The organism is Micromonospora sonneratiae, assembly GCF_042679305.1.
In the GTDB taxonomy this organism is placed as follows: Bacteria; Actinomycetota; Actinomycetes; order Mycobacteriales; family Micromonosporaceae; genus Micromonospora_H; species Micromonospora_H sonneratiae.
The window spans coordinates 1-25,696 of the sequence record NZ_JBHTMP010000037.1; the positions used below are offsets into that span (position 1 = coordinate 1).

At 69.9% G+C, this 25,696-nt stretch carries 23 protein-coding genes and 1 pseudogene; 7 read left to right on the forward strand and 17 right to left on the reverse strand.

Annotation, left to right across the window (positions count from 1 at the left end):
* Nucleotides 1-32: 32 nt before the first annotated feature.
* The 4 genes from ACFQ4H_RS22040 to ACFQ4H_RS22055 all read right to left on the reverse strand — a co-directional run bounded on the left by ACFQ4H_RS22040 (nt 33) and on the right by ACFQ4H_RS22055 (nt 2,654).
* Entirely contained in the window at nt 33-857 is an 825-nt protein-coding gene (locus tag ACFQ4H_RS22040) for a transposase family protein (RefSeq protein WP_377573296.1), read from the reverse strand.
* A gap of 131 nt (nt 858-988) precedes the next feature.
* Nucleotides 989-1,414 carry a hypothetical protein gene (locus tag ACFQ4H_RS22045; protein ID WP_377573470.1) on the reverse strand — a complete coding sequence of 142 codons (426 nt, stop codon included), beginning with the start codon at nt 1,412-1,414 and terminating at the stop codon, nt 989-991.
* Nucleotides 1,415-1,510: 96 nt separating this feature from the next.
* Complete coding sequence (locus ACFQ4H_RS22050) at nt 1,511-1,795, reverse strand: DUF397 domain-containing protein (RefSeq protein WP_377573299.1); 285 nt, start codon at nt 1,793-1,795, stop codon at nt 1,511-1,513.
* 7 nt (nt 1,796-1,802) lie between these two features.
* The gene (locus ACFQ4H_RS22055; RefSeq protein ID WP_377573302.1) at nt 1,803-2,654 is read right to left on the reverse strand and encodes a helix-turn-helix domain-containing protein; all 852 of its coding nucleotides are present in this window, start codon (nt 2,652-2,654) and stop codon (nt 1,803-1,805) included.
* 183 nt (nt 2,655-2,837) lie between these two features.
* Between ACFQ4H_RS22055 and ACFQ4H_RS22060 the strand changes: the two genes are divergently transcribed.
* On the forward strand, nt 2,838-3,197 hold the full coding sequence (locus ACFQ4H_RS22060; protein WP_377573305.1) for a hypothetical protein: 360 nt from the start codon (nt 2,838-2,840) through the stop codon (nt 3,195-3,197).
* Nucleotides 3,198-3,299: 102 nt separating this feature from the next.
* Here the strand turns inward: ACFQ4H_RS22060 and pcaF are convergent, their stop codons facing one another.
* Complete coding sequence (gene pcaF / locus ACFQ4H_RS22065) at nt 3,300-4,502, reverse strand: 3-oxoadipyl-CoA thiolase (RefSeq protein WP_377573308.1); 1,203 nt, start codon at nt 4,500-4,502, stop codon at nt 3,300-3,302.
* Between the two features lie 112 nt (nt 4,503-4,614).
* Between pcaF and ACFQ4H_RS22070 the strand changes: the two are divergent.
* The 3 genes and pseudogenes from ACFQ4H_RS22070 (at nt 4,615) to ACFQ4H_RS22080 (ending at nt 7,732) form a co-directional block, all read left to right on the forward strand.
* Nucleotides 4,615-5,651: pseudogene (locus ACFQ4H_RS22070) on the forward strand (glutathione S-transferase family protein).
* Nucleotides 5,630-6,220 carry a DUF998 domain-containing protein gene (locus tag ACFQ4H_RS22075; protein ID WP_377573311.1) on the forward strand — a complete coding sequence of 197 codons (591 nt, stop codon included), beginning with the start codon at nt 5,630-5,632 and terminating at the stop codon, nt 6,218-6,220. Before ACFQ4H_RS22070 ends, ACFQ4H_RS22075 begins: the two are co-directional and overlap by 22 nt.
* A gap of 201 nt (nt 6,221-6,421) precedes the next feature.
* Nucleotides 6,422-7,732, forward strand: coding sequence for a dicarboxylate/amino acid:cation symporter (locus ACFQ4H_RS22080; protein WP_377573313.1), 1,311 nt, complete (start codon nt 6,422-6,424; stop codon nt 7,730-7,732).
* A gap of 63 nt (nt 7,733-7,795) precedes the next feature.
* Here the strand turns inward: ACFQ4H_RS22080 and ACFQ4H_RS22085 are convergent, their stop codons facing one another.
* From ACFQ4H_RS22085 to ACFQ4H_RS22120, 8 genes are all read right to left on the reverse strand, one after another.
* On the reverse strand, nt 7,796-8,635 hold the full coding sequence (locus tag ACFQ4H_RS22085; RefSeq protein WP_377573316.1) for a GNAT family N-acetyltransferase: 840 nt from the start codon (nt 8,633-8,635) through the stop codon (nt 7,796-7,798).
* 77 nt (nt 8,636-8,712) lie between these two features.
* On the reverse strand, nt 8,713-9,942 hold the full coding sequence (locus ACFQ4H_RS22090) for an MFS transporter (protein ID WP_377573319.1): 1,230 nt from the start codon (nt 9,940-9,942) through the stop codon (nt 8,713-8,715).
* A 116-nt stretch (nt 9,943-10,058) separates the two neighbouring features.
* On the reverse strand, nt 10,059-11,234 hold the full coding sequence (gene ispG, locus ACFQ4H_RS22095; protein ID WP_377573322.1) for a flavodoxin-dependent (E)-4-hydroxy-3-methylbut-2-enyl-diphosphate synthase: 1,176 nt from the start codon (nt 11,232-11,234) through the stop codon (nt 10,059-10,061).
* Nucleotides 11,235-11,242: 8 nt separating this feature from the next.
* Entirely contained in the window at nt 11,243-12,487 is a 1,245-nt protein-coding gene (locus ACFQ4H_RS22100; RefSeq protein ID WP_377573325.1) for a M50 family metallopeptidase, read from the reverse strand.
* Nucleotides 12,487-13,698 (reverse strand): 1-deoxy-D-xylulose-5-phosphate reductoisomerase, encoded by a 1,212-nt coding sequence (gene dxr, locus ACFQ4H_RS22105; protein ID WP_377573328.1) that lies wholly within the window; start codon nt 13,696-13,698, stop codon nt 12,487-12,489. Before dxr ends, ACFQ4H_RS22100 begins: the two co-directional genes overlap by 1 nt.
* A 58-nt stretch (nt 13,699-13,756) precedes the next feature.
* On the reverse strand, nt 13,757-14,296 hold the full coding sequence (locus ACFQ4H_RS22110) for a GNAT family N-acetyltransferase (RefSeq protein WP_377573330.1): 540 nt from the start codon (nt 14,294-14,296) through the stop codon (nt 13,757-13,759).
* Nucleotides 14,297-14,319: 23 nt separating this feature from the next.
* Nucleotides 14,320-15,516, reverse strand: coding sequence for an alkaline phosphatase PhoX (locus ACFQ4H_RS22115; protein WP_377573333.1), 1,197 nt, complete (start codon nt 15,514-15,516; stop codon nt 14,320-14,322).
* A gap of 64 nt (nt 15,517-15,580) precedes the next feature.
* Nucleotides 15,581-17,788 (reverse strand): MMPL family transporter, encoded by a 2,208-nt coding sequence (locus tag ACFQ4H_RS22120; protein WP_377573335.1) that lies wholly within the window; start codon nt 17,786-17,788, stop codon nt 15,581-15,583.
* 107 nt (nt 17,789-17,895) lie between these two features.
* Here ACFQ4H_RS22120 and ACFQ4H_RS22125 point away from each other — a divergent pair, with 107 nt between their 5' ends.
* Together ACFQ4H_RS22125 and ACFQ4H_RS22130 are read left to right on the forward strand one after the other, a co-directional pair.
* Nucleotides 17,896-18,642: a TetR/AcrR family transcriptional regulator gene (locus tag ACFQ4H_RS22125; protein WP_377573338.1), complete on the forward strand. Its 747-nt coding sequence runs from the start codon at nt 17,896-17,898 to the stop codon at nt 18,640-18,642.
* 116 nt (nt 18,643-18,758) lie between these two features.
* Nucleotides 18,759-20,357, forward strand: a complete 1,599-nt coding sequence (locus ACFQ4H_RS22130; protein WP_377573340.1) for a phytoene desaturase family protein — start codon at nt 18,759-18,761, stop codon at nt 20,355-20,357.
* A gap of 160 nt (nt 20,358-20,517) precedes the next feature.
* Here ACFQ4H_RS22130 and ACFQ4H_RS22135 read toward each other — a convergent pair whose 3' ends face one another.
* Together ACFQ4H_RS22135 and ACFQ4H_RS22140 are read right to left on the reverse strand one after the other, a co-directional pair.
* Nucleotides 20,518-21,012 carry a hypothetical protein gene (locus ACFQ4H_RS22135; RefSeq protein ID WP_377573343.1) on the reverse strand — a complete coding sequence of 165 codons (495 nt, stop codon included), beginning with the start codon at nt 21,010-21,012 and terminating at the stop codon, nt 20,518-20,520.
* 8 nt (nt 21,013-21,020) lie between these two features.
* Nucleotides 21,021-22,589 (reverse strand): Rieske 2Fe-2S domain-containing protein, encoded by a 1,569-nt coding sequence (locus ACFQ4H_RS22140; protein WP_377573345.1) that lies wholly within the window; start codon nt 22,587-22,589, stop codon nt 21,021-21,023.
* Nucleotides 22,590-22,768: 179 nt separating this feature from the next.
* Here ACFQ4H_RS22140 and ACFQ4H_RS22145 point away from each other — a divergent pair, with 179 nt between their 5' ends.
* Nucleotides 22,769-22,990 (forward strand): DUF2631 domain-containing protein, encoded by a 222-nt coding sequence (locus ACFQ4H_RS22145; RefSeq protein WP_377573348.1) that lies wholly within the window; start codon nt 22,769-22,771, stop codon nt 22,988-22,990.
* 82 nt (nt 22,991-23,072) lie between these two features.
* Here ACFQ4H_RS22145 and ACFQ4H_RS22150 read toward each other — a convergent pair whose 3' ends face one another.
* Together ACFQ4H_RS22150 and rlmN are read right to left on the reverse strand one after the other, a co-directional pair.
* Nucleotides 23,073-24,443, reverse strand: coding sequence for a DivIVA domain-containing protein (locus tag ACFQ4H_RS22150; RefSeq protein ID WP_377573351.1), 1,371 nt, complete (start codon nt 24,441-24,443; stop codon nt 23,073-23,075).
* Between the two features lie 46 nt (nt 24,444-24,489).
* A complete protein-coding gene (gene rlmN / locus ACFQ4H_RS22155; RefSeq protein WP_377573354.1) occupies nt 24,490-25,626 on the reverse strand; it encodes a dual-specificity RNA methyltransferase RlmN in 1,137 nt (378 codons plus the stop codon).
* Nucleotides 25,627-25,696 lie beyond the last annotated feature (70 nt).

Below are 25,696 nucleotides of genomic sequence, written 5' to 3' on the forward strand. Positions count from 1 at the left end.
GATCTGAAGTTATGTCCACAACGTACAGACGATCACGCGGTGGCCGCCTCGCGTCCACCCCGCTCCACCAGCAAGATCTCAAACGGCGGCTGCCGTACTAGCAAGCCCACCGATAGATCTTCAGCTTCGTGACAAGTGCGTAGCACTCGCGGGAAGTCGTGGAGGAATCGGCGGTAGTCGGTCGTTGAGGATCTTCCAGTTCTTGGGGCGATGGCGCGTTCGACGGCGGCGCGGGTACGGTGGATCGTGGTGTTGCACGCGCGGCAAACCTCGGTCAGGCCCTGTCCCGGTGGCCGCTTGTACGGGGTGGTCAAGCCGGTGCCCTGGTAGCCCATGTCGCCGATCGCGCTGGGGCCGTCGGGAGGTAGAGGCTGGCCCAGCGGTCGGCGATACCGGAATCGATGAACGCCTTGCTGTCGGCGGGCTCCTGGGTAGGGGTGCCCGACGTCGACCACCCTGCCGGTGAGGGTGGCCACGGCCTGGACGTTCTGCCCAGACAGGTGTTTCTTGTCGGAGAACAGGCCGATGGTGTCGGCGCGTGCCGACCGGGCGATGAACCCGTCGACCAGCACCGCCTGCGAACGGGCCTGGGCGCTCACCCGCGTGGCGCACTCGTCGAGGATCGCGTCGATGAGCGGTTCGTGTTGCTCCTGGTAGCGCCTTACCGTGACGGTCCCGCAGCCGAACACCTGGGCACAGACGTCCTCGGGCAGGTTGTGGCGTAGCTTGAGCAGGACCATCACCAGCGCCGTGTACAGTGGCACAGCCTTCGGCCGGCCCAGCGATGCCTGCCAGTCCAGGATCAGATCCAACTCGGTGTACAGCCGGTCGAGTTGCTCCCGGCTCAGTCCGGTCATAGGCACCCAACGCGGCTGTCCCCAATCGGCCGGCACTAGCGCCCAGCCTGCCGCTCACACCGCAAGCCACCGCCACAAGATCGGCAGGACGTGCTCCGCGCCGCCGCACAACCCACGGTCGACAGCTGACGTCAGGTCGCCAGCGCCTCGGCCGCTCGACGGATGCCACCCCGGATCATCTCGCTGTAGTCGTCCTTGCTCAGCGCCGACAGACTCTCCTCGGCGCGGGCCAGGTGCTCCCGAGCCTCATCTAGCTGGCCGAGCCGGCGGTAGTCCTCGGCGAGGTTGAGGTGCAGCGACGGCATGAACCCCTGGACCTGCAACGACGAGTGGTAGCGCTGGAGGCGTTCGTCGGTGAGGGTGTCGACCGCTTCGAGGGCGCGCAAATTCCAGGCGAGTTCGTCGGCGGGGTCGTCCTGTAGGTCAGCCAGATAGTGGGCCACAGCGCACCGGTGGAACGGGTCACCGTCCGCCCCGACCCGCTCCCAGAGCGCGGTGAGCTGCTCCCGAGCCGGCCCGGTCTGCCCCGCCCGTCCCAGCTCGACCGCTGCGCTCATCTCGGCGATGATCTCGTCTGGCTTGTCGCTCACTGCCCGCTCCTCCGGTCGGTCGACGCGTCCGGGGAGAGAATCGGGCCTCGACCGGGTCGAGGGTCAAGCCGCCGGTCGCCCGCCGTCGAAACCCCCATCGGGTACGCCAGCGACAAAGCTCGCCCAAGCCTCACATCCGAAGGCGAGCACCGGCCCGGTCGGATCCTTGGAATCGCGTACGGCGACCGCCCGCACCAGCTCGGCCACCTCGACACAGTTGACGTCGGAGCCGCTACGGCTGGACTTGCGCCACACCGCCGGCACCTCGGCCACCTCGACGCAGTCGGCGTCGGAACCGCTGCGACTGGACTTGCGCCACACCGCGTCTGATAGCTCCGGAGTAATCATCTCGGGCTCACTTTCGCTCGTGCTCTATTGCGGCCTGCGCAATAAACTCGACCGACCGGGTCGGGCTGAGCGCCATCGCCGCCAGTCTATCCGCCACCCGGCGGAAGGCGGCCACCTGCTCCGGCTCCTCCAGGAACACGCTGGACATCCTCTGCTCCTGGTGCACCACGGACGGCTCGCGCTCGAAGTCGAGGATCAGGAACGCCCCGTCCAGCCCGGGATGCCCGCCGACGGCGAGCGGCAGCACCGACAGCCTGATGTGCGGGGTCTCGGCCAGTTCGATCAGGCACCGCAACTGGCGGGCCATCACCCGCCGGTCGCCGAGCACCCGACGCAACGCGATCTCGTCCACAATGGCGTGAAACCGCGGTGGCTGCGGACGGTTGAGGATCGCCTGCCGGCCCTGCCGGGCGGCCACCCGGACCCGCGCGTCGGCCTCCGGAATGCCGGCCGCCCGCATCACCGCCCGGGTGTAGTCCTCGGTCTGCAACAGCCCGGGCACCAGCAGCGGCTGCCAACTGGCCAGCCGGGTGGCCTGCGCCTCCAGTTGGAAAAAGGTCTTCGACCACGAGGTAAGCCCTGGGCCGAGCAGCTCCCACCAGCCGCGCTCGCCGGCCCGCTCGGTCATCGCCAGCAGCCGCTTGCGTTCCGCTCCGATCACGCCGTAGATCACCAGTAGCGAGGCCACGTCCTCCGGCCGGATGCCCTGCTGCCCGGTCTCCATTCTGGACAGTCGGGACGGCTGCCAGCCCAATTGTCGGCACACCACCAGCGCGGTCAGGCCCCGCGCCTTGCGCAGCTGTCGCAATTCACCGCCGAGCCCTCGGCTGACCACCGTGGGCAGATATTGCCGCACCATTTTTGCACCCTCCGCAATGCGTTGACTCCGATGCGTGCAGACGGAACTCTAAACAGAAATTGCTCGACAACACAACGGGGTAGCGATCAGCAATTGGAGGGACCCAAATTGCCAATGAATCAATTGACGCCCGGCGGGCCTGAGACGAGCACCGATCGGGCGGCCACGAACGGACGGTTGCTGATGAGCGTGCTGGCGCCATGGGCGCAGCCGTACGATCCGGCGAATTCGCCGGGGCCGATTCCGTCGGTGGTGGAGCGTTTCAGGCGCGATCGGGAACGGCCGTCATCGCCGAGCGACGCGGAGCAGGAAGCCAGTCGCTACACTGTGGTGCTGGTCTCCCCGGACGCGGCCGAGGCGCTGGGACACCACCGCTACGACGTGGGCCTGCGGGTCTACCGCGACGAGTACCTGGCCCAGGACGCCCTCGACCTCGACGAGGCGGCCGACATCATCAAGAAAGCGTGTGGCGAGCAAATCACGCTGACCGAGCACCGCTCCGACCTGACCTACTGGACCGCCCGCGTCCGCCCACCGTCCTGACCACCCCGCCCCACCCCCGTCTTCCCCTGTTGATCAAGAGGTTTGCGTCATGCGAAGCCACTCTTTCTGACCTAAATCTCTTGATCAACAGGGAAAGACGGGTTAGGCCGATTCGAGCAGCAGGGAAATGCCCTGGCCGACTCCGACGCACATAGTGCAGAGCGCCCGACGCGCTCCGCGATTACGCAATTCCAGGGCGGCGGTCAGCGCCAACCGGGCTCCGCTGGCCCCCAGTGGGTGCCCGAGAGCGATCGCCCCACCGTTGGGGTTGACGTGTTCGGCGTCCTCCGGCAGCCCGAGTTCCCGCAGCACCGCCACCGCCTGAGCGGCGAACGCCTCGTTCAACTCGACCACGTCGACCTGCGACAGGCTCAGCCCCAGCCGGGCCAGCAGCCGGTTGGTCGCCGGGACCGGGCCCACGCCCATCACCCGGGGTGGCACGCCGGCAGCGGCGGCACCGGTGACCCGGGCCAGCGGGGTGAGGCCGTACCGGTTGACCGCCGCCTCGCTGGCCACCAGCAGCGCCACCGCGCCGTCGTTCACACCCGACGAGTTGCCGGCGGTCACCGTACCCCCGTCGCGGAACGGCGTGGGCAACGCGGCGAGGCGCTCCAGGGAGGTCTCCCGGGGGTGCTCGTCGACGCTCACCAGCCGGGTGTCGCGTCGGCCCTCGGGCACCGAGATCGGCACGATCTCCTCGGCCAGCCGGCCGTTGGCCTGTGCCCTGGCGGCCCGCTGCTGGGAACGCAGGGCGAACGCGTCCTGGGTGGCCCGGTCGACGCCGTACTCGGCCGCCACGTTCTCGGCCGTCTCCGGCATCGAGTCGGTCCCCCACCCCTTCCGCATGAGCGGGTTCACGAACCGCCAACCGATGGTGGTGTCGTGGATCTCGGCGGTACGGGAGAAGCCGCTGGTCGCCTTCGGCAGCACGAACGGGGCCCGACTCATGCTCTCCACACCACCGGCGACGACCAGATCGGCGTCCCCGGCGACGATGGCCCGGGCGGCGGACGCCAGCGCGTCCAGCCCGGAACCGCAGAGCCGGTTGACAGTGGTGCCCGGTACCCCCTCGGGCAGACCGCCCAGCAGGGCCGCCATCCGGGCCACGTTGCGGTTGTCCTCGCCCGCCTGGTTGGCACAGCCCAGCACGACGTCGTCGACCGACGCCCAGTCCACCGAGGGGTGCCGGGCCACCAGTTCCCGGATCACATGGGCCGCCAGGTCGTCCGGTCGTACGCCGGCGAGCGCGCCAGCATACCGGCCGATGGGGGTGCGTACGCCGGAAACGAGAAATGCCGCTGTCACGTCAGGCAGGATATCCAGGTCTTTCCCGAGCGTCAGGCCCGGAGCCGGCGGGGGCGGCGTACGCCACCGAGTCCGGTTCCGACGGTCCGCCCGCCGGGATAGATTGGTCGGCATGGCTCAGCCCCAGTTCGGCCGGGAGACATCGAGCACCGGCGAGTTCGTCCGACAGTCCAACCGGTTCACCGGTCGGGTGAGTGCCGAGTCGCAGTCCCCGCCCGGCGGCGGGCCGGACGAGCAGGGCAGGTGGCCGCTGGAGGCCGGACGCTACCGGCTCATCTGGTGTCGGGCCTGCCCGTGGGCACACCGGGCCCGGATCGTCCGGGGGCTGCTCGGCCTCGACGACGCGATCTCGTTGGGCACGGTCGACCCGATCCGGGACGATCGCGGTTGGCGGTTCACCCTCGACGCGGATGGTCGTGATCCGGTGCTCGGGGTGAAGTTCCTCTCCGAGGTCTACCTGGCCACCGACCCGGAGTTCACCGGCCGAGTCACCGTTCCGGCGCTGGTCGACACGGTCACCGGCCAGGTGGTCACCAACGACTATCCGCAGTTGACGCTCGACTTCTCCACGCAGTGGCGGGACCTGCACCGACCCGGTGCCCCGGACCTGTACCCGGTGGCGTTGCGGCCGGAGCTGGACGGGTTGATGGCCGACATCCACCGGGACGTCAACAACGGGGTCTACCGGTGCGGGTTCGCCGTCTCGCAGCGGGCGTACGACGAGGCGTTCGTCCGGCTGTTCGAGCGGCTCGACGCGCTCTCGGTCCGGTTGGCCGACCGCCGCTACCTGATGGGTGACTCGATCACCGAGGCGGACATCCGGCTCTTCACCACGCTGGTCCGGTTCGACGCCGTCTACCACGGGCACTTCAAGTGCAACCGCAACAAGCTGACCGAGATGCCGGTGCTGTGGGCGTACGCCCGTGACCTGTTCCAGACCCCGGGTTTCGGGGACACGGTCGACTTCAGCCAGATCAAGGCGCACTACTACCGTACGCATCCGGCGATCAACCCCACCGGAATCGTGCCGTTGGGTCCCGACGAGTCCGGTTGGACCGCCCCGCACGGACGTGGCTGACCGGTCGACCATCGCGTTTCTCGCTGCCACCGCCGCCGCCATCTGCACCGTGGTCGGCGCTGGCGCCGTGACCGTCGCGGTGGTCGCCGGGCCCGGGCCCGGGCTGACCGGGTACGTCAGTGAGGCCGGCATCGCCACCAGCGCGTACGCGTCAACGTTCCAGCTGGGCATGTTCAGCCTGGCCGCCGCCCTGTTCCTGTTCGCCACGGCACTGCCCCCGACGCTACGACCGGCCGCCGCCCTGCTGGCCCTCAGCGGGCTGTCGACCGTGCTCTCCGGCGCGGTGACCTGCACCGACGGTTGTCCGCTGCCCCCGTTCGAGCGGGCCACCACCGCTGACCTGGTGCACGGTGGGGCGGCCATCGCCGCCGTCGCCGCCTCGGTCTTCGCCATGTTGGTGATCGTCGTGTCGCCCCGCGCTCCCCGGTCGTTGCGGCGGCTGTCCGTGCTGGCCGCCGCCTTCGCGCTGCCGCTGTCGGCGACGGTCGGCATCGCGATCCTGACGCTCGGCCGGGGAAGGGTGGTGGGCGTCGTGGAACGACTGTTGCTGGCCAACGTGATGCTGTGGGTGCTCACCGCCGCCGTGGTGGTGGTGATCCAACATCGGCGGGCGGTCCGTTTGTTCCCCCGGGGCCAGTAAGGAGCCTCACGCCAACTACTCCTTCCCCTACCGGCCCCGCTCGCGTATCGTGGCCAGACGATGATCAATGTCTGGTGTCTCACTGCCCGCCTGTATGTCGACCTCCGACTACAGGCCAGCGGCATCTGTCGCGCTCAGCCGCCCCGCTGACCGTCGACCTCTTCCGGGGATGGAAACCCGGACCAGACTCTTGGACTCCCTATGCTCGCCGCACTTCGCAAGGTGCCCTTTTCCGTACAGATCCTGCTCGGCCTGGTGCTCGGCGCCGGCCTCGGCTACCTGGCCCGGGCCAGTGACGTCTCCTGGCTCGGCACCACCCTCGACACCATCGGCAGCCTCTTCGTCCAGCTGCTGAAACTCGCCGTACCCCCGCTCGTCTTCACCGCCATCGTGGTGAGCGTGGTCAGCCTGCGGGGCGTGGCCAACGCCGCCCGGCTGGCCGGCAAGACCCTGCTCTGGTTCGCCATCACCGCGTTGGTCTCGGTCGGGGTCGGTATCGGCGTCGGCCTGATCACCAACCCCGGCCAGGGCGTCACCCTGGACATCGCCGGCGCGACCGCCCCGAAGAAGACCGGTTCCTGGACCGACTTCCTCACCGGCATCGTGCCCACCAACCCGGTCGGCGCGTTCGTCGAGGGCAACGTACTCCAGATCGTCTTCCTCGCCCTGGTCGTCGGCGCGGCGGCGCTGCTCGTCGGCAAGGCCGCCGAACCGTTCGTCGACCTCAACCGGTCGCTGCTGGAGATCGTCCAGAAGGCGCTCTGGTGGGTCATCCGGCTCGCCCCGCTGGGCACGCTCGGCCTGATCGGGCACGCCGTCGAGTCGTACGGCTGGGACCTGCTGGCCCCGCTGGCCACCTTCACCACCGCCGTCTACGTCGGCTCCGCGATCGTGCTCTTCGTGGTCTACCCGCTGGTGCTGATCGTCGCCGGCCGGCTCAACCCGCTGCGCTTCTTCGCCGGGGCGTGGCCCGCCATCGAACTGGCCTTCGTCTCCCGCTCGTCGGTGGGCACGATGCCGGTGACCCAGCGGGCCGTGGAGCGGCTCGGCGTCCCCCGCGAGTACGCGTCCTTCGCGGTGCCCTTCGGTGCCACCACCAAGATGGACGGTTGCGCCGCCATCTACCCGGCGCTGGCGGCCATCTTCGTCGCCCAGGTCTTCGACGTGGCCCTGCGCCCGGTCGACTACCTGCTGATCGCCTTCGTGTCGGTGGTCGGTTCCGCCGCCACCGCCGGTCTGACCGGCGCGATCGTGATGCTCACCCTCACGCTCAGCACGCTGGGCCTGCCGCTGGCCGGTGCCGGTCTGCTCCTGGCGATCGACCCGATCCTGGACATGATCCGTACCGCGACGAACGTGGCCGGGCAGGCGCTGGTGCCGACGGTCGTCGCCGCCCGGGAAGGGCTGCTGGACCGTAGGGCGTACGACTCGGCCGGCCGGCGTGGGCTGGACGAGAGCCCGGCGGTCACCGAGCCCACCCGGGGTGACGAGCCGGCCCCCGTACCGGCCTGATCGTAGGGAAGGGCCCTTCTCATCGCTTTCTGCCTTGAGAAGGGCCCTTTCCTGCCCCGAAGCTCAGAACAGCACGGTGGCGAAGGTGCCCACCGACTGGAATCCGCACCGCTGGTAGACCCGACGGGCCGGGGCGTTGTAGTCGTTGACGTAGAGGCTCACCGTCGGTGCCACCCGGGCCAGGGCGTCCCGTACCACCGCCGCCACCGCGGCACCGGCAATCCCCCGGCCCCGCCACTCCGGTGCCACCCAGACCCCCTGGATCTGGGCGGTACGCCGGGTGACCACGGCCAACTCGGCCTTGAAGACCACCTGCCCGTCGACGAACCGGGCGTACGCACGCCGCGCCCGGACCAGTTCGGTGACCCGCCGCCGGTAGCCGAGACCGCCGTCCTCGGTGAACGGCGAGATCCCGACCTCCTCGGTGTACATCGCCACCGCCGCCGGGAACAACAGGTCCACCTCTGCCGGCTGGACCAGACGTACGTCTGGGTCGACCGCCATCCGGGGCACGGTGTCGGTGGCCAGCAGCGGCTGATTGGGCCGGATGTCCCGGGCCGGGCCCCAGTGCGGCGAGAGGCGATCCCAGAGGCCGAGCACCGCGTCGGCCCGGCCGACTATCGACGAGCAGATCCGTTCCTGGTCGCTGAGCAGGTCCGCGAACGCCGCGATCGCCGGCGCCTCGGCCAGCACCGGGGTGAGGTGGCCACCGAACCAGCACAGCGCCTCGACCCGACGACGCGCGCCGTAGCCGAAGACCCGGCCTTCGGCCCGCCACCAGGACAGCCCGTGCGCGGCCACCTGTTCAGCGACCTGGGCGGCCCCGATGGGATCACGGTCGAGGAGCTTTTCGACCGCACCGCGCTCGGTTTCCCCCAATTGCCGTACCGGCACCATCAGCACCCCTTCAGGGTGCCAGATGCCGGACGGGCAGGCGGGCCTGACGCTGGGCGAGGCGGCTCATTCACGGGCTTTCTCCATCATGGCACGCTGACCGGTTCCGCATCTGCCGGCGCGGGCCGGGTCCGGGCCGCCCAACCGACCACCGGCGGCACCAGGGCACCCAGCCCGACGAAGAGGACACCGAGCACCAACCAGCCCGGTGCTCCCCAACCGACGGCCAGCGTGGTCACCACCACCGGGGCGAGCATCCCGCCCAACTCCATGCCCATCGCGTACGCCCCCTGGTACTGCCCGTGCGCGTGGGCGGGAGCCAACCCGAACGAGATGCCCCAGCCGGCTGCGGAGTGCCACAGTTCGCCGATCACGTGGGCGAGTGCCCCGGCGACCAGCAGTCCGACCGCTGCCGCCGTCGACACCGAGCCACTCGCGGCGAACAGGACGCAGGCGGTGGCGATCGCCAGGCCGGCCCGGCGCGAGGCGCGACCCGCCCCGGTGAGCCGTTCGGTCCCCCGCGAGGCACGGACCTGGAAGAGCACCACCATGATGGTGTTCACCAGCATCAGTACGGAGATGAGCCAGCGGGGTGCGGTGGTGTGCTGGGCGATCCACAGCGGCAGGGCGATGTTGAGCAGCCCGAAGTGCATCGACATCAGCCCGTCGAGCACGGTGAAGGCGAGGAACGGCCGGTCCCGTAACGCGATCAGCCGGGGCCCGTGTTCCGGTGCCGGGACCGGTGGGATCGGCGCCAACCGGGTGAGGACCGCCGCTGCGGTCAACTCGGCGACCGCGTTGACCAGGATCAGCGCCACATAGCTGGTACGGGTGTCGGCGGCGATGCCGATTCCGGCGACGGCGGCACCGACCGAGATCCCGACGTTGGTGGTGGCCCGCAGGTAGGCGCGGGTGCGGACCCGTTGGTCGGCTGGGACGGCGCCGGCGATCACCGCGCCCTGGGCACCCCGGTAGGCGGCGCTGGCCAGGGCGGTGCCGATGCCGACCGCGAGGAACGCCGGGAACGACCGGACGGTGACGAGCAGGCTGGTCAGTACGGCACCGGCGACCAGCGCGGTGAGCTGGATCCGCCGCGGACCGTACCGGTCGGCGAGGTAGCCCATCGGGGTGCTGGCGACGAGGCCGACCAGCGCGAAGACGCTGAGCCCGAGACCGACCTGCCCGACCGACAGGCCGACCGACCGGGTCAGGAAGAGCGCGCTGGCGGCCAGCCAGATTCCCCGGCCAACGGTTCTGACCAGGGTGGCGAAGGTGAGGACCCGGGCCGGACCCGGTTCAGGGAGCAGTCGTCGCACCCGGGGACATTAACAAGACGGACGTACGGTTTGCTATTTGCGTCCCGGCATACGAAACGGGTGGCCGACCCGTACCCGGGGCCAGCCACCCGTTGCGTGGTTCAGCGGTACCTGTCTCAGTGCACCGTCACCGTCGCGCCGCCCGGCACCAGATCGCGCAGGTCGTCGGGGAGTTCGGCGCCCATCTCCCCGGCCAGTCGCAGCGCCTCCTCGATCAGGGTCTCCACGATCTGCGCCTCCGGCACGGTCTTGATGACCTTGCCCCGTACGAAGATCTGCCCCTTGCCGTTGCCGGAGGCCACACCGAGGTCGGCCTCACGGGCCTCCCCCGGCCCGTTGACCACGCAGCCCATGACCGCCACCCGCAGCGGCACCGGCAGGCCTTCCAGCCCGGCGGTGACCTCCTCGGCCAGCTTGTAGACGTCGACCTGGGCCCGGCCGCAGGACGGACAGGAAACGATCTCCAGACCCCGCTCACGCAACCCCAGCGACTCCAGGATCGCCGCACCGACCTTGATCTCCTCGACCGGCGGCGCGGACAGCGACACCCGGATCGTGTCGCCGATCCCCTCGGCCAGCAGCGCACCGAAGGCGACCGCGGACTTGATCGTGCCCTGGAACGCCGGTCCCGCCTCGGTCACCCCGAGGTGCAGCGGATAGTCGCACTGCTGCGCGAGTTGCCGGTACGCCCGGACCATCACCACCGGGTCGTTGTGCTTCACCGAGATCTTGATGTCCCGGAAGCCGTGCTCCTCGAACAGCGAGCACTCCCACAGCGCCGACTCGACCAGCGCCTCGGCGGTGGCCTTGCCGTACTTGGTCAGCAGCCGCTTGTCCAGCGAGCCGGCGTTGACGCCGATCCGGATCGGCACCCCGGCGTCGGAGGCCGCGCGGGCGATCTCCTTCACCTTGTCGTCGAACTGTCGGATGTTGCCCGGGTTGACCCGGACCGCCGCACAACCCGCGTCGATGGCGGCGAAGACGTACCTGGGCTGGAAGTGGATGTCGGCGATCACCGGGATCTGCGACTTCTTCGCGATCGCCGGCAGCGCCTCCACGTCGTCCTGGGACGGTACGGCCACCCGGACGATCTGGCAGCCGGCCGCCGTCAACTCGGCGATCTGCTGGAGGGTCGCGTTGACGTCGGCGGTCAGTGTGGTGGTCATCGACTGCACGGAGACCGGTGCGCCACCACCCACCGGGACCGAACCGACCATGATCTGGCGGCTGGCTCGCCGGGGAGCCAGCGGCGGGGGTGGCACGACGGGCATGCCGAGACTGACAGCAGTCACTGGGGCACTCACCTTGTGAAGAGCGTGATCGGATTGATCACGTCCGCGGTGACGGTCAGCAGTGTGAAGGCACCACCGATCAGGATCACCGCGTACGTGAAGGGCATGAGCTTGAAGTAGTCGACGCGGCCCGGATCGGGCCTGCCCAGCCGGGCGAAGACCCAGGAACGGGCCCGCTCGAACCAGGCGATGGCGATGTGCCCGCCGTCCATCGGCAGCAACGGCAGCAGGTTGAACGCGCCGAGGAAGAAGTTGAGGGAGATGAAGAGCATCACGAAGATTTCCCAGGCGTCGTTCTCGACCGCCTCGCCGCCCAGCCGGCTGGCGCCGACCACGCTGATCGGGGTGTCGATGTCCCGCTCGGCCCCGGTGATGGAGGCCCAGAGCGCCGGAATCTTCTCCGGGATGCGGGCCATCGCCTGGACGGTGGCCACCGCCATGTTGCCGGTGTAGTCGGCGGTCGCGCCGACCGCGTCGACCGGTCCGTACGTGACCATGGTCGGCTTCTGGATATCCAGCCCGACCCCGAGGGCGGAGACCGTGGTGGTCGCGCCGGTGTCGTCGTCCAGCGGCGCGCGCTGCACCGACGCCAGGTTGAGCTGGGCGCTGCCCTCCGCCCCGTCCCGGACGTAGGACACCGTCGCCGGGCCGGGCGGGGTCGCCCGGACCACCTGGAGCATCTCGCCCCAGTTCGCCACCGGCCTGCCGTTGATCGCGGTGATCCGGTCGCCGTCGCGCAGGGCCTGTGCCGCCGGGCTGGCCGGGTCACCGGGTGCGCAGGCGCGGGCGGCGTTCTCCACCACCACACAGTCGGCGATCGCGATCACCGCCGGCTCCTGCCGGGCCTGTGCCTCGGTGGCCGGGAACTCGGGGTTGGGCAGGCCCATGAACATCGCGGCGAGCCAGAGCGTGACGATGGCCAGCGCGAAGTTGACGACCACCCCGCCGGCCATCACGACCGTGCGCTTCCACACCGGGAACCGCCACATCGCCCGGGGCTCGTCGGCCGGATCGACGTCGTCGTCCTGCGGGGTCATTCCGACGATCTTGCAGAATCCGCCCAGCGGGATCGCCTTGAGACCGTACTCGGTCTCCCCCCGCTTGAAGGACCAGATGGTGGGGCCGAAGCCGACGAAGTAGCGGGTGACCTTCATCCCGAAACGCTTGGCCGTGAGCATGTGCCCGGCCTCGTGCAGACTCACCGAGATGAGGATCGCCAGGGCAAAGAGCACCACCCCGAGCAGGTACGCCATCAAGCTCCTTCCACCGTCATCTTGATGATCTCCTGGGCGTGCCCGCGGGCCCAGGATTCCGCGGCCAGCACATCTTCGACCGTACCCGGTTCCGCGAAATCGGGCGCCGCCTCCAGAACCCGCTGCAACGTGTCGACGATGCCAAGAAACGGTAGCCGACCCGCGACGAAGGCGGCGACGCACTCCTCGTTGGCGGCGTTGTAGATCGCCGGCCGGCAGCGCCCCTCGACTCCGGCCTGCTTGGCGAGTCGTACGGCGGGAAACGCCTCATCGTCCAGCGGGTCGAACCGCCAGGTGTGCGCGGCGGTCCAGTCGACGCCGTTCGCCGCACCCGGCACCCGGTCCGGCCAGCCCAGCGCCAGCGCGATCGGCAGCCGCATGTCCGGCGGGCTGGCCTGCGCGATGGTCGAGCCGTCGACGAACTCCACCATCGAGTGGATCACCGACTGCGGATGGACCATGACCTCGATGTCGGCGTACGGCACGTCGTACAGCTCATGCGCCTCGATCACCTCCAGCGCCTTGTTGACCAGCGTGGCGGAGTTGATCGTGACCACCGGCCCCATGTTCCAGGTCGGGTGGGCGAGGGCCTGCTCGACGGTCACCTCGGTCAACTCGTCCCGCCGGCGACCCCGGAACGGGCCACCGCTGGCGGTGACGATCAACCGCCGTACCTCGGCCCGGTCACCGGAGCGCAGGCACTGGGCCAGCGCCGAGTGTTCCGAGTCGACCGGCACGATCTGTCCGGGTCGGGTGGTCGCGGCGCGGACCAGCGGGCCGCCGGCCACCAGTGACTCCTTGTTGGCCAGGGCGAGCGTACGACCGGCGCGCAGCGCCGCCAGGGTCGGTGCCAGCCCGAGTGAGCCGACCACCCCGTTGAGCACCACGTCACACGGCCACTCGGCCAACTCGGTCATGGCGTTCGGCCCGGCAACGATCTTGGGAATCCGGTAGTCGCCGGTCGCGTACCCCTTCTTCTGCGCCTGGGCGTAGAAGGCCAGTTGCAGATCCTGGACCGCCGACGACCGGGCCACCCCGACCACCTCGACCCCGAGTTCCAGCGCCTGGGCGGCCAGCAACTCAACGTTCCCGCCCCCCGCACCGATACCGACCACCCGGAAGCGGTCCGGGTTTCGGCGGACGATGTCGATGGCCTGTGTGCCGATCGATCCGGTGGAACCGAGCAGGACGATGTCGCGGGGAGAACTCATCCGGTCAGTGTAAGGAAGGGCCCCTTCCTGTCGTTTTCTGTTGTATAGGAGGCCCTTCCTAGCGACGCAGCAGGAAAGTCTCCAGCTCCTCACCGCCGTACCAGTCGGTGCGCCGGCCGATCGGGACCATGCCCAACCGCCGGGCGACGGCCATCGACGCCTCGTTGCCGGGCGACACCACCGCGTAGATCTCGGTCAGCCCCCTGGCGAAACCCCGCTCGACCGCGCCCCGTGCCGCCTCGGTGGCGTAGCCGTGTCCCCAGCAGTCGGGGTGCAGGTGCCAGCCCACCTCAATGTCGTCGGTCAGCGTCCGCTCGTCCCGGCCGGGCAGCGGCTTGAGCAGCACCGTACCTACGATCTGGCCGGTTTCCCGGAGCTGGATCGCCCAGATGCCATAGCCGCTGCCGAACGTGGCGTTGCGCCGGTGCCAGTTCTGCACCAGTTCGATCGCCCCCTCCGGGGCGGTCAACGGCAGGTGCGGGGCGCCGAGGAAGCGGGCGACCTCGGGCCGCGAGTAGATGTCGTACGCCCGGTCCAGGTCCGCCGGGTCCTCGGTCCAGTCGCGGATCACCAGCCGCTCGGTTTCATAGATCGCCACGCGGAGACTCTACGGCTTCTGGATCACCGCGAACGGAACGGACCGGTCACCTCGTAGGTGATGCCGCCGCTGCCGGCGCTGCCGCCCGAGGTGCCCCGCTGGGAGGAGAAGTAGAGGCGCGAGCCGTCCGGGGAGAACGCCGGGCCGGTGATCTCCGACGAGGACTGGCCGAGGATGCGCAGGAAGGGTGCCACCACACCGGCCGGGGTGATGACGTTGATCTCCATGTTGCCGCCGTCCTCGGCGACATAGAGATCTCCGCCGGCCGTACCGGTGATGTTGTCCACCCCGGTCAGCGGGGCCGCGCCGGCCGGGACCAGCGAGTCGTCGTACGCCAGGTCGAGCCGCTGGCCGACCGCGTCGTACGCCCAGACCCGGTTGTCCCCCTTGGTGGTGAACCAGCAGGTGTCCCGGTCGTACCAGCAGCCCTCCCCGCCGTCGAAGTGCTTGGCCGCCGCCACCTGGGCCCGCGTGGCGACCGGGAACCCGTCCCGGTCGGGTACGTCCTGCCAGGTCACCGGCCCGGCGGTCTGGTCGGCCGGGGCACAGAGCACCTGCACCTTCCCGGTACGCAGGTCGCCCCAGGTGTCCGGGACGAACCGGTAGAAGCAACCGTCGCCCTCGTCCTCGGTCAGGTAGACCACCCGTCGGCCCGGGTCGCAGGCGGCAGCCTCGTGCTTGAACCGACCCATCCGGGTCCGTTCCTCGGCCGGGCGGCTGCCGTCCGGCCAGGTCTCGAAGACCCGCCCGAGCGGCACCTCCTCGCAGGAGAGCCAGGTTCCCCACGGGGTCGCCCCACCCGCGCAGTTGACGTTGGTGCCGCTGAGGATCCGGTACGCCGAGGCGACCGAACCGTCCGCGTGGAAGCGCACCGCCGAGGCGCCACCGGTCAGCGGGATCTCGGAGTTGGAGACGTAGATCCAGCCGTCCCCGGCCGGGAAGCAGGCACCTCCGTCCGGGGCCCAGTGCCAGGTGTACGAGGTGCCGGCGACCCGCTGCCCGGATCGGGCGATCACCCGACTGGTGAAGCCGGCGGGCAACTGGATGCCGTTGGCGTCGGCGGCCAGCAGGTCGCCGTACGGGCTGGGGCCGGGTTGCGCCGGATCGGCGAACTGTTCCTGCCACCGCTGGCGGGCGAACGCCTGCTGCCAGAGCACTCCGGCGAAGGCGGCGGTACCGGCACCGAGGACGGCGGTGCGCAGGATCGTACGACGCTCCACGATTACCTCCCCAACGGTCGATGTCCTGACGACGATAGAGCCGTCAGGACATCGATGAAACCCGCTATTTGGTGAACGCGTGGTGACGACTCTCCCGCTCGGACTCCGGTTCCGTCGTCACGGCCGACTGCGGCTCGGCCGACTCGTGGATGCCGTACCGACGGTAGAAGCGGGCCAGGGGCCCGGGCGCCCACCAGTTCCAGCGGCCGAGCAGCCGCATCGTGGCCGGTACGAGCAGCGCCCGGACCAGCGTCGCGTCGACCACGATCGCCACGATCATGCCGACCCCGATCAGTTTGATCATCATGATGCCCCCGGTGGCGAACCCGGCGACCACCACGATCAGCAGCAGGGCGGCAGCGGTGATGATCCGGCCGGTGTGCTGCAACCCGGTCTCCACCGAGGCGGTGTTGTCCCCGGTCCGGTCCCACTCCTCCCGTACCCGGGAGAGCAGGAAGACCTCGTAGTCGGTGGCGAGCCCGAACAACACGGCCAGCATCAGGATCGGGCTGCTCGGCTCGATGAAGCCGGACGGGGTGAAGTCGAGCAGGCCGGAGAGGTGCCCGTCCTGGAAGACCCAGACCACGACACCGAACGACGCCCCGATCGACACGAGGTTCATCAGTACCGCCTTGATCGGCAGCAGCACCGACCCGAAGGCAAGGAAGAGCAGCACCAACGTTGCCGAGGCCATCACCAGCGCCATCCAGGGCAGCCGGGAGACCAGCCCGTCCAGCAGGTCCAGGTCGATGGCCGGGCGACCGCCGACGAGCACCTCCACACCGGCGGGCGTTTCCAGGTCGCGGATCGCCCGTACCGCGTCCTTCGCGACGTCACCGCCCACCTCACCGGTGTAGCCCACCGACAGCAGGGTCGAGCCGTCCCAACTGCCGGTCACCCGGGTGCCGGTCACCCCGGCCACCCCCATCACCTGGTCGGCGAACCGCTGGGTCTGCTCGGCGCTGGCTCCGGAGACCAGCACCTCGATCGGGGCGGTGTTCCCGCCCGGGAAGTCCGCCCGGATCCGTTCGCTGACCATCCGAGCGGGCGCCTCGGCCGGTAGCACCCGCTCGTCGAAACCGCCAAAACTGATCTTCAGAAATGGTGCCGCCAGGACGAGCAGCACCACGATCACGCCGCTGGCGTAGAGCACCGGGCGACGCATCACGCTGCGGGCCAGGCGGGCCCAGCCGCCGGCCGGTGCGGTGGCCCCGACCGGGCCGGCCTTCGCCCTGCGACGCGACCAGGGCAGCGGGATACGGAGCGCGTTGATCCGGGGCCCGAGGATCGCCAGCAGTGCCGGGAGTACGGTCAGCGAGGCCAGCATGGCAAGCAGCACCGCGGCCATCCCGCCCAGCCCCATCGAGCGCAGGAACGCCTGCGGGAAGATCAGCAGACTGGCCAGGGCCAGCACGATGGTGAGCCCGGAGACCATGACGGTACGACCGGCGGTGACCATCGTCCGGCCGATCGCCGTACCGGTGTCGTGGCCGGCGGCGAGCTCCTCCCGGAACCGGCTCACCACGAACAACGCGTAGTCGATCGCCATGCCGAGGCCGATGAGGGTGATGACGTTGATCGCGAAGATCGACACGTCGGTGACCATGGCCAGCAGCCGGACGAGGACGAATCCGCCGACGATGGCCAACCCGCCGATGAGCAGCGGGGTCGAGGCGGCGACCAGCCCGCCGAAGATCAGGATGAGCAGCACCAGCAGGATCGGCAGGGACACGATCTCCGCCTTGGTGATGTCCTCGGTGGTCTGGTCGGTCGCCGTCGCCTGGATGGCCACCGGCCCGCCGACCTCCGTGGTCACCCCCGGCGCATCGAGCACCGGGCGCAGCGCGTCGTAGGCGTCCCGCTTGCGGTCCTCGTCATCGGTCCGCAGCACGATCATCGCGTACGTGGCGTGCCGGTCCTTGGCCACCAGGCTCGGTTCCTGGGTGTCGTACCAGGTGGTCAGGCTGGCCACCTCGGGCCGCTGGCGCACCCGGTCCAGGGTCGCGGTCACCGGGTCACGGAACGCCGGCTGGTCCACGGTCGTCGCATCGCTGGAGTAGAGCACCAGCAGGTCGGCACCGTGGCTGCCCAGCGCCTCGGTGATCCGCTTCTGCACCCGGCTCGACTCGCTCGCGGGATCCTCGAAGCCGCCACCGGTCAGCGAGCCGAACACCCCGGTACCCCAGGTCACGCCCACCAGGGCCAGTAACACGGCAGCCGCGAGGACCACCCAGCGGAGCCGGACCACGGCTCTTCCCCACCACGCGAACATCGGTCTCCTCAAACGACACGATCTAGACGTAAGCTGTAACGATGATTAGCTGAGTGAACGCCGTTAACTATCTCAACGGTGTTCTCCTTGGTCAAGGGAGCGCGCAGATGTCCGTACCCACCCGCCGAGAACGGCTGCGTACCGCCACCCTTGCGGAGATCAAGGAGAACGCTCGACGGCTGCTCACGACCGGTGGACCACAGGCGATCTCGTTGCGGGCCATCGCTCGGGACATGGGCATGACCGCCCCCGCGATCTACCGCTACTTCCCCAGTCTGGACGCGCTCGTCGCGGCGGTCGTGGGGGATCTGTTCGAGGAGATGCGGAACACGGTCGAGGCCGCCCGACGGTCCGCCGGGGACGACGACCCCGTCCGGCAGTTGGTCGCAATGGCCCGGGCCTTCCGCCACTGGGCGATCGGACACCCGGTCGAGTTCGGACTGATCTTCGGTACCCCGGTGCCCGAGTTGGCGTCCGTCCGGGAGTGCGGCGACCCGCAACAGCCGAGTGCCCAGCTCGGCGCGCAGTTCATCCAGCCGATCGTCGAACTGTGGCGACGCGGTCCCCTGCCCGCCCCGCCCCGCGACCGGATCGAGCGGCGGTTGGGCCGGTTCCTCCAGCCGCTGCGGGAGAACCACGGTGATCTGCCGATCGAGGTCGCCTACATCTTCCTGTCCGCCTGGGCCCGGCTCTACGGCCTCGTCGCCATGGAGGTCTTCCGCCAGTTCGACTGGGCGGTCACCGAGGCTGAGGCGCTGTTCGAGCTGGAACTGGAGATGTTCACCGCGCAACTGCTGGCCGACCGGCCGACGAGGCTGCCCGACGGGCCGACCGGCGTGGATCCGTCCCCGTGACGGAAGGCGATCGTCGTTGGTGCCGGCCATCGCCCCCGCCACCACCGGGCCGGGACCCGGGAACCATCGACAGAAGGGGCTGACCGACGGCACCCGGGGCACTAGGCTCCCCCGGCATGGGTGACGAACTGCCGACCCGGGCCGACGTGGTGATCGTCGGGTCCGGGCACAACGGTCTGGTGTCCGCGATCCTGCTGGCCCGCGCCGGGCTCGACGTGCTCGTACTGGAGGCGGCGGACGTGATCGGCGGGGCCACCCGCACCGAGCAGCCGTTCCCGAAGGTGCCGCAACTGAGCCACTCCACCGGTTCCTACCTGCTCGGTCTCATGCCACCGGAACTGATCCGCACCCTCGGCGTGGAGATCCCGGTGCTGCGCCGCGACCCGCACTACTTCCTGCCCACCCCCGGCGATGCCGGCTCGCCGTACCTGCTGATGGGTTCCGACCGGGCGGCGACCCGCGCCCAGCTGACGGCCTTCTTCTCCCCCGCCGACGTGGCCGCCGACGACGCCATGCAGGCCGAACTGGCCCAGCTGCGCGAGGACCTGGCCCCGGCCTGGCTGGCCGAGCCGCTGCCGGTCGAGGAGACCGCCGAGCGCTACCTTCGGCCCGACCTGCGACAGACCTTCGTCGACCTGGTCCGCGGGTCGGTCGTCGACTACCTGGCCCGCTTCGACTTCCACTCCGAACTGCTGATCTCCATGTACGCCGTCACCGACGGCCTCTCCGGCCTCAACGCCGGACCGGACGACCCCGGCACCGGACACAACTTCCTGGTGCACAACATGTGCCGGCTCCCCGGTGCCGACGGCACCTGGATGATCGCCGCCGGCGGGATGGGCACCGTCTCCCGGACCTTCGCCGACGCCGCCCGCGCCGCCGGGGCCAGAATCCTCACCGGTACGCCGGTCAGCGCGGTCACCCTGGCCGGTGGCGCGGCCAGCGGAGTCGTACTGGCCGACGGACGGGAGGTCACGGCCGAGGTGGTGCTCGGCGCGTGTGACCCGTACCGGCTGCTGGACCTGTTGCCCGACGGTGCGGCGCCGGCCGCGCTGACCACGCAGATGGCGGCGGCCCGCCGCCCCGGCACCACGCTCAAGCTCAACCTGGCACTGACCGACCTGCCCCGCTTCTCCTGCCTGCCCCCGGACGCCCCGAGTCCGTTCGGCTCGACCATCCACCTGCTGCCCGGCTCGGCCTCCCTGGTCGGCGCGGGCGGCGGCGACTCGCCGATGTCGGCGCTGCGTGGGATGTGGGCCGACGTGCAGGCCGGCCGACTGCCTGACGAGCCGACCATCGAGTGGTACCTGCACACCACCGTCGACCCGTCGCTGCGGGACCCCGCCGGGCACCACTCGTCCGCCCTGTTCGTGCAGTCCGTGCCCTACGCGCTGAGTGGTACGACCTGGGCGGCGGCGCTGCCGTCCTACGTCGACCGGCTGCTGGCCATCTGCGAGCGGTACGCCCCGGGCACCGCCGACCTGGTCGCCGACGCGGTGCCACTGGCCCCGCCCGGGATCGAGGAGCACTTCGGCATCACCGGCGGACACATCCACCACGTCGACAACACGGTCTCGTTCACCGACCGGATGCCGTACGCCACCGGAATCGACGGGGTGTACGCCGGCAGCGCCGGCTGCCACCCGGCCGGCAGCGTCATCGGAGCCGCCGGACACAACGCCGCCCGCCGGATCCTGGCCGACCTCGGCCGCTGACCGACGCCCGCGGTGTGCCCGTTCGGCCGGTCAGCCGCCGGGGCAACGCGTGTCGCCGCCGTCTGTGCTCCACGCAGTAACCGGGGGCGGACTGCGGTGGCGGGGGCGGTGGTTGCAGGTCACGCACCGATCCGAGCGCGACGATCCACCGTACGGATACTCAGTGCCGGTCCCGGACCTGCCAGAGGCTGTCGTCGACGCGTACCCGGGGCAGCCCGGGCACCGGCGCGGTGACCGTTTCGAGCAGGTACCGGTCGTCGTCGGCGTCCATTGTGGCCAACAGGTGGCTGCCATCGGGCAGGATCAGGGTCCAGAGCCCTGGCGGTTCCGTCTCCCCGAACAGCACGTACGCCGCGAACCGAGCGGCGAGCCGGACGGCGAATTCCCGGCGGCCGACCCGGTCGACCAGATGGCCCTCGATCCCGACGCTGAAGTGCATCGCGAAATGACCACTGACCTCGCCATAGGTGCAGAACGCGGCGAACCTCGCGTCCGCCGGGGCGGTCGCGAGGGCTTCCGTGACCCGGTCAGCGTGGCCGACGAACAGTTCCTCGTCACCGAGCTCGAAGCAGTCCCGCAGGAACGCCCGTAGCTCGGCCTCGGGAACATGACGGGACGACATCCCGTCGTAGCCGGTCGCCGCTGTCCGGGTCACGGTGTGTCCTACGCGTCAGCTACCTCGCTGGGGGCGGGCTCGTCCGCCCGACGGGAGCGCAGCTCGTGACCGACGCTGGTCAGGCACCGCCCGCTGGGCAGGTCGAACCGCCAGCCGTGCAGCTGGCAGGTGAGCTGGTCACCGTCGATAACACCGAACCGGGTCAGGTCGGCCTTCAGGTGCGGGCAGCGCCGCTGGACGATCCAGTCACCGAGCTTGATGTCCTCGGCGTCCGGCTTCTGTTCGGCGTACCAGCCCTCGGCGTACTGCAAGCGCTCCTGGGACAGGCACTTGAAGAACGCGTAGACGAACTCGTTGTACTGGCCGATCCGGGCCGCCGAGAACCGGCAGGAGAGGAAGAGCGAGTTGACCCAGTCGACCTCCTCGACGTGCAGCAGGTGCTCGACGAGCGCCCGCTCGGTACGGAACCGGTAGCGGACCTTCTCGTCGGCGTACGGCCGGACCTGCTTCTCCGGGAAGTCCACCACGATCGACTCGACCGACTCACCGTCGTAGCCGACCAGGTCGAACCGGACCGGACCGCCGACGCCCTTCGCCAGGTAGACGGACTCCTCGAGCAACGGCTCGATCCGCCGCTTCATCTCCTTGAGGACGTCGATCTCCGGGTGCCGCCAGGACGCCTTCTCCGCCTCGATGATCGGCTTCTTCCGCTCCCGCATCTCCTCCAGGTGGGCGACCTTGTTGGCGAAGAACTCGGCCACCGGCATCGGGTGCGTGGTTTCACAGCCGTCGGCTGTGATCTCGGAGACACTGCCGGGCAGCAGGACCACACCGTTGGTGCCGCCGACCTTGGCGTACTCGTCGAGGAAGACCTGCTGGTCGGGGAAGATGTTGCCCTCGTCACCGTGGATGTCGTTGAACTGCCACAGCTCGTCGTCGAGGAAGCAGGGCGGTCCGGCGATCGGGAAGACGTGCGAGGCCTTCAGGTCGTTGATGTAGCGCCAGGTCCGGTCGAACTGCCGGTCCCGCTTCTGCTTGCCGAACGCCGTCTTCGCCGCCGTGGGCAGTTCGTAGACCATCGGGTACCAGATCGCACCGGAGAACTGGAGCATGTGCGCGTGCACGTGCCCGAGCTCGGTGAAGACACTCAGGTCGGTGGGACGGGCGTCGTTCTGGTTGAGCAGGCGGATACCGTCGTGCTCGACCCACAGTGACGAGTCGCCGATCGGCCCGTCGGTCGGGCTGGTCAGCGCCTGGATCATCACCTTCAGGCCGCCGTCGAGTTCGACGACCTCGTTGGTCTTGGTCCGCAGGAAGCTGGTGAAGCCCAACTCCCGCAGTTCGTCCTCCAGCTCGGAAGTCGGGTACTCCGGCAGCAGCACGGTCGCCTTCTTCGAGACGAACTGCTTGAGGTGCGCCGCATCGAAGTGGTCCCGGTGCAGGTGGGAGACGTACAGGTAGTCGGCCTGGCCGAGCGTCTCCCAGTCCAGCTGTGAATTGTCCGGGAATGGGAACCATGAAGCAAAATAAGCCGGGTTAACCCACGGGTCACAGAGAATGCTGCCCGCGGCTGTGTCGATCCGCATGCTCGCGTGTCCCGTACCGGTCAGTCGCACCGCACAGTCCCCCTAAACAGAAATTCGGGTGTACGCCAAAACGCTACCGGAGGGGGTGGGCCGCCCGACCCGCGACGCCGGTAGTAAGCGGGACTACCGGTCGGTGGACCCTGCGTACCCCTCGCGACGAGGCGTGCCAGACTTAGCCGGAGATCCGATCGCGAGGGAAGGACCAGAACGTGGCAGGAAGCGAGCCGGTAACGTCGCCAGACCAGCGCAAGCCGGGAAACCGCAAGGCGGGCCAGATCGGCGCAGTCGTCACCGCGGCGCTGCTGCTGCTCATGATGATCGGCAACCACGAGGGCAACGTCGAGAATATCTGGCTGATCGGGCTCGCCGTGGGGCTGCTGGGCATCGTGCTCGGCGACATCGTCCTACGCCGCAACGGGCTGCGCTCCTGAGGGTCAGGCACCGAAACGTAGACAGGCCCGCTCCGGAACCTCGATTCCGGGGCGGGCCTGTCCATGTCCAAGGATCTTGCGTTCAGCGCCGACGCTGAATGATGTCCTTCACTTCCTTGAGCGCCGCGTCGACCTCGGCCTCGAAGTAACCGCCGGGTACGAGCTCAAAGTCGATCGTGTCGAGCTCGCCCGGGCTGACCGGCATGGGTCCCCGGCCGGTCATGCTGGCAAGGATGTCCTCGAACAACCGGTCGACCTGGTGCGGGTCATAGCCGCTGCCGAACCGGCGGACCTGGAAGGTACGGCGAATGTGGTCGACCCGCTCGACGTCGCCGCCGGCCCCCGACAGGGGCGGGCCACCAACCGGAGGCAGCCCACCGACCGGAGCCGGGGCACCCGCCGGTACGCCACCGAATGACGGTCCGGCCATGGGCGGCGGTCCAGCCATGGGCGGCGGTCCGGCCGGCGGCGGCACGCCGTGCCCAGGATCCCGGCCCGGAGCACGCGGTTCACGATCCGGCAGTCGAATCTCGGTGGTCATCTCCGGCTTGCCGTGTCGACCGGGCTCGCGCCGATCGAAGTGGTCGTCCGGTTCGTAGTCGCCGCCGAAGCCACCCGGGCCACGAGCGTGCCCGGCCCCACGCGGGCCGTCGAAGTCGCCACGGGGCCGGTCGGGCCCGGGGCCGAACGGGGTCGTGGGCTGGTCGAATCCGCCGTAACGGGCCTCGGGCGGACCGGCCTGGGCCGGCATCTGGCGGGGCGGCATCGGCGGCGCGACCGGTGGCCTGCCGTAATCGTCGTCCCGCATCGGCGGACCGATGCGGTCCGGTGGGCCAGCGGGCCGACCGGGCGGCCCCATCCGCTCCGGCGGACCCATCCGGTCCGGGTGTCCGCCCATGCGGTCCGGCGGACCCATCCGGTCCGGGTGTCCGCCCGGGTGATCCGGATGTCCACCCATGCGGTCCGGCGGACCCATCCGGTCCGGCGGACCGGCGGGCCGACCGGGTGGCCCCATCCGCTCCGGCGGACCCATCCGGTCCGGGTGTCCGCCCATGCGGTCCGGCGGACCCATCCGGTCGGGCGGACCCATGCGGTCCGCTGGACCCAGGCGGTCCGGCGGCCCCATGCGATCTTGAGCGCCCGTGCGGTCCGCCGGCACCGTACGCTCAGCCGAGCGCGGCTCCCCGCCACGGGCGGCGGCGCCCCCACCCCGCTCCTCCAACTCGGCGAGTTGCCGCTCGACCCGGTCCAGATGCAGGTCGACCTGCCACTCGTCGTATCCGTTGAAGCGGACCCGGAAAACTACGTCGTGAACCTCCTGGGAGGCGACGGGCGCGTCGACCGGTTCCCCGGCGAGGGTGGCCTCGACCCGGTCCAGGAAGTCGTCCACCTCATCGACCTTGTAGCCCCGGCGGAGCGCCTTACGCCGGAAACGCTGACCCTGACTCGCCACTATGTCTCCTGGTTGGTTCGGTCGTCACGCCGTCCACGAGGCCCGTTCACGGTGCCTCCTCCGCTGCGGCCAGCTGACCACACGCGCCGTCGATCTCCCGGCCCCGGGTGTCCCGGACCGTGGTCGAGACCCCGGCCTCGCGCAAGCGCCGCACGAACTCCCGCTCAACCGGCTTCGGGCTGGCATCCCAGCGGCTGCCGGGCGTCGGGTTCAACGGGATGAGATTCACATGGGCCAACCGACCGGCCAGCAATCGACCAAGCAGGTCGGCCCGCCACGGCTGGTCGTTCACATCTTTGATCATTGCGTACTCGATCGACACCCGACGCCCCGTGCGGGCGGCGTAGTCCCACGCCGCGTCCAGCACCTCGGCCACCTTCCAGCGCTGGTTGACGGGTACGAGTTCGTCGCGCAGGTCATCGTCGGGGGCGTGCAGGGACAGCGCGAGTGTCACCGAGAGTCCCTCACCGGCCAACCGACGCATGGCCGGAACCAGGCCCACCGTGGACACGGTGATGTGGCGCTGAGACAGGCCGAGTCCCTCGGGCGCGGGTGCGCAGAGCCGTCGGATCGCCGCGATCACACGTGCGTAGTTGGCCAACGGCTCGCCCATGCCCATGAAGACGACGTGTGACAGGCGCGACGGCGAGCCCGCGACCGCCCCGGAGGCGGCCACGCCGGCCAGGTAGACCGCCTGGTCGATGATCTCCGCCGTGGAGAGGTTCCGGGTCAGGCCGGCCTGTCCGGTCGCGCAGAACGGACAGGCCATGCCGCAGCCGGCCTGGCTGGAGATACAGACGGTGACCCGATCGGGGTAGCCCATCAACACGCTCTCGACCAGCGAGTTGTCGTGCAGCCGCCAGAGGGCCTTACGGGTGGCACCGTCGTCGCAGACCATTTCCCGGACGGGTCGGAGCAGGGTCGGCAGGAGCGCCTCGGCCAACCGCTCACGGACCGCGGCCGGCAGGTCGGTCATCTGGGCCGGATCACGCACCAGGCGACCGAAATAGTGGGTGGACACCTGCTTGGCACGAAATGCGGGCTCGCCCAACTCGGTGACCAGCTCCCGCCGACCCGACAGGTCGAGGTCGGCGAGGTGGCGAGGTGGCATCGACGCACGTGGCGAGGCGGCGGCTCCGGCAACGACGTCCGGACTGATCGGGATCACGGGCAGGCTTGTCATGGCCTGTCCAGTCTCCCACGTCCCCGCATCTGCGTACCTGGCCATGGGGACCGACCCGGCTTGGCCCCTC

Bases quoted from the DNA above. Each gene is read 5' to 3' on its own strand.
- ACFQ4H_RS22100 (WP_377573325.1), bottom strand. From the start codon at position 12,487: ATGGCGTACCTGCTCGGGGTGGTGCTCTTTGCCCTGGCGATCCTCATC.
- ACFQ4H_RS22120 (WP_377573335.1), bottom strand. From the start codon at position 17,788: ATGTTCGCGTGGTGGGGAAGAGCCGTGGTCCGGCTCCGCTGGGTGGTC.
- ACFQ4H_RS22050 (WP_377573299.1), bottom strand. From the start codon at position 1,795: ATGATTACTCCGGAGCTATCAGACGCGGTGTGGCGCAAGTCCAGTCGC.
- ACFQ4H_RS22040 (WP_377573296.1), bottom strand. From the start codon at position 857: ATGACCGGACTGAGCCGGGAGCAACTCGACCGGCTGTACACCGAGTTG.
- ACFQ4H_RS22055 (WP_377573302.1), bottom strand. From the start codon at position 2,654: ATGGTGCGGCAATATCTGCCCACGGTGGTCAGCCGAGGGCTCGGCGGT.
- ACFQ4H_RS22125 (WP_377573338.1), top strand. From the start codon at position 17,896: ATGTCCGTACCCACCCGCCGAGAACGGCTGCGTACCGCCACCCTTGCG.
- ACFQ4H_RS22080 (WP_377573313.1), top strand. From the start codon at position 6,422: ATGCTCGCCGCACTTCGCAAGGTGCCCTTTTCCGTACAGATCCTGCTC.
- dxr (WP_377573328.1), bottom strand. From the start codon at position 13,698: ATGAGTTCTCCCCGCGACATCGTCCTGCTCGGTTCCACCGGATCGATC.
- ACFQ4H_RS22045 (WP_377573470.1), bottom strand. From the start codon at position 1,414: ATGAGCGCAGCGGTCGAGCTGGGACGGGCGGGGCAGACCGGGCCGGCT.
- ACFQ4H_RS22130 (WP_377573340.1), top strand. From the start codon at position 18,759: ATGGGTGACGAACTGCCGACCCGGGCCGACGTGGTGATCGTCGGGTCC.
- rlmN (WP_377573354.1), bottom strand. From the start codon at position 25,626: ATGACAAGCCTGCCCGTGATCCCGATCAGTCCGGACGTCGTTGCCGGA.
- ACFQ4H_RS22060 (WP_377573305.1), top strand. From the start codon at position 2,838: ATGAGCGTGCTGGCGCCATGGGCGCAGCCGTACGATCCGGCGAATTCG.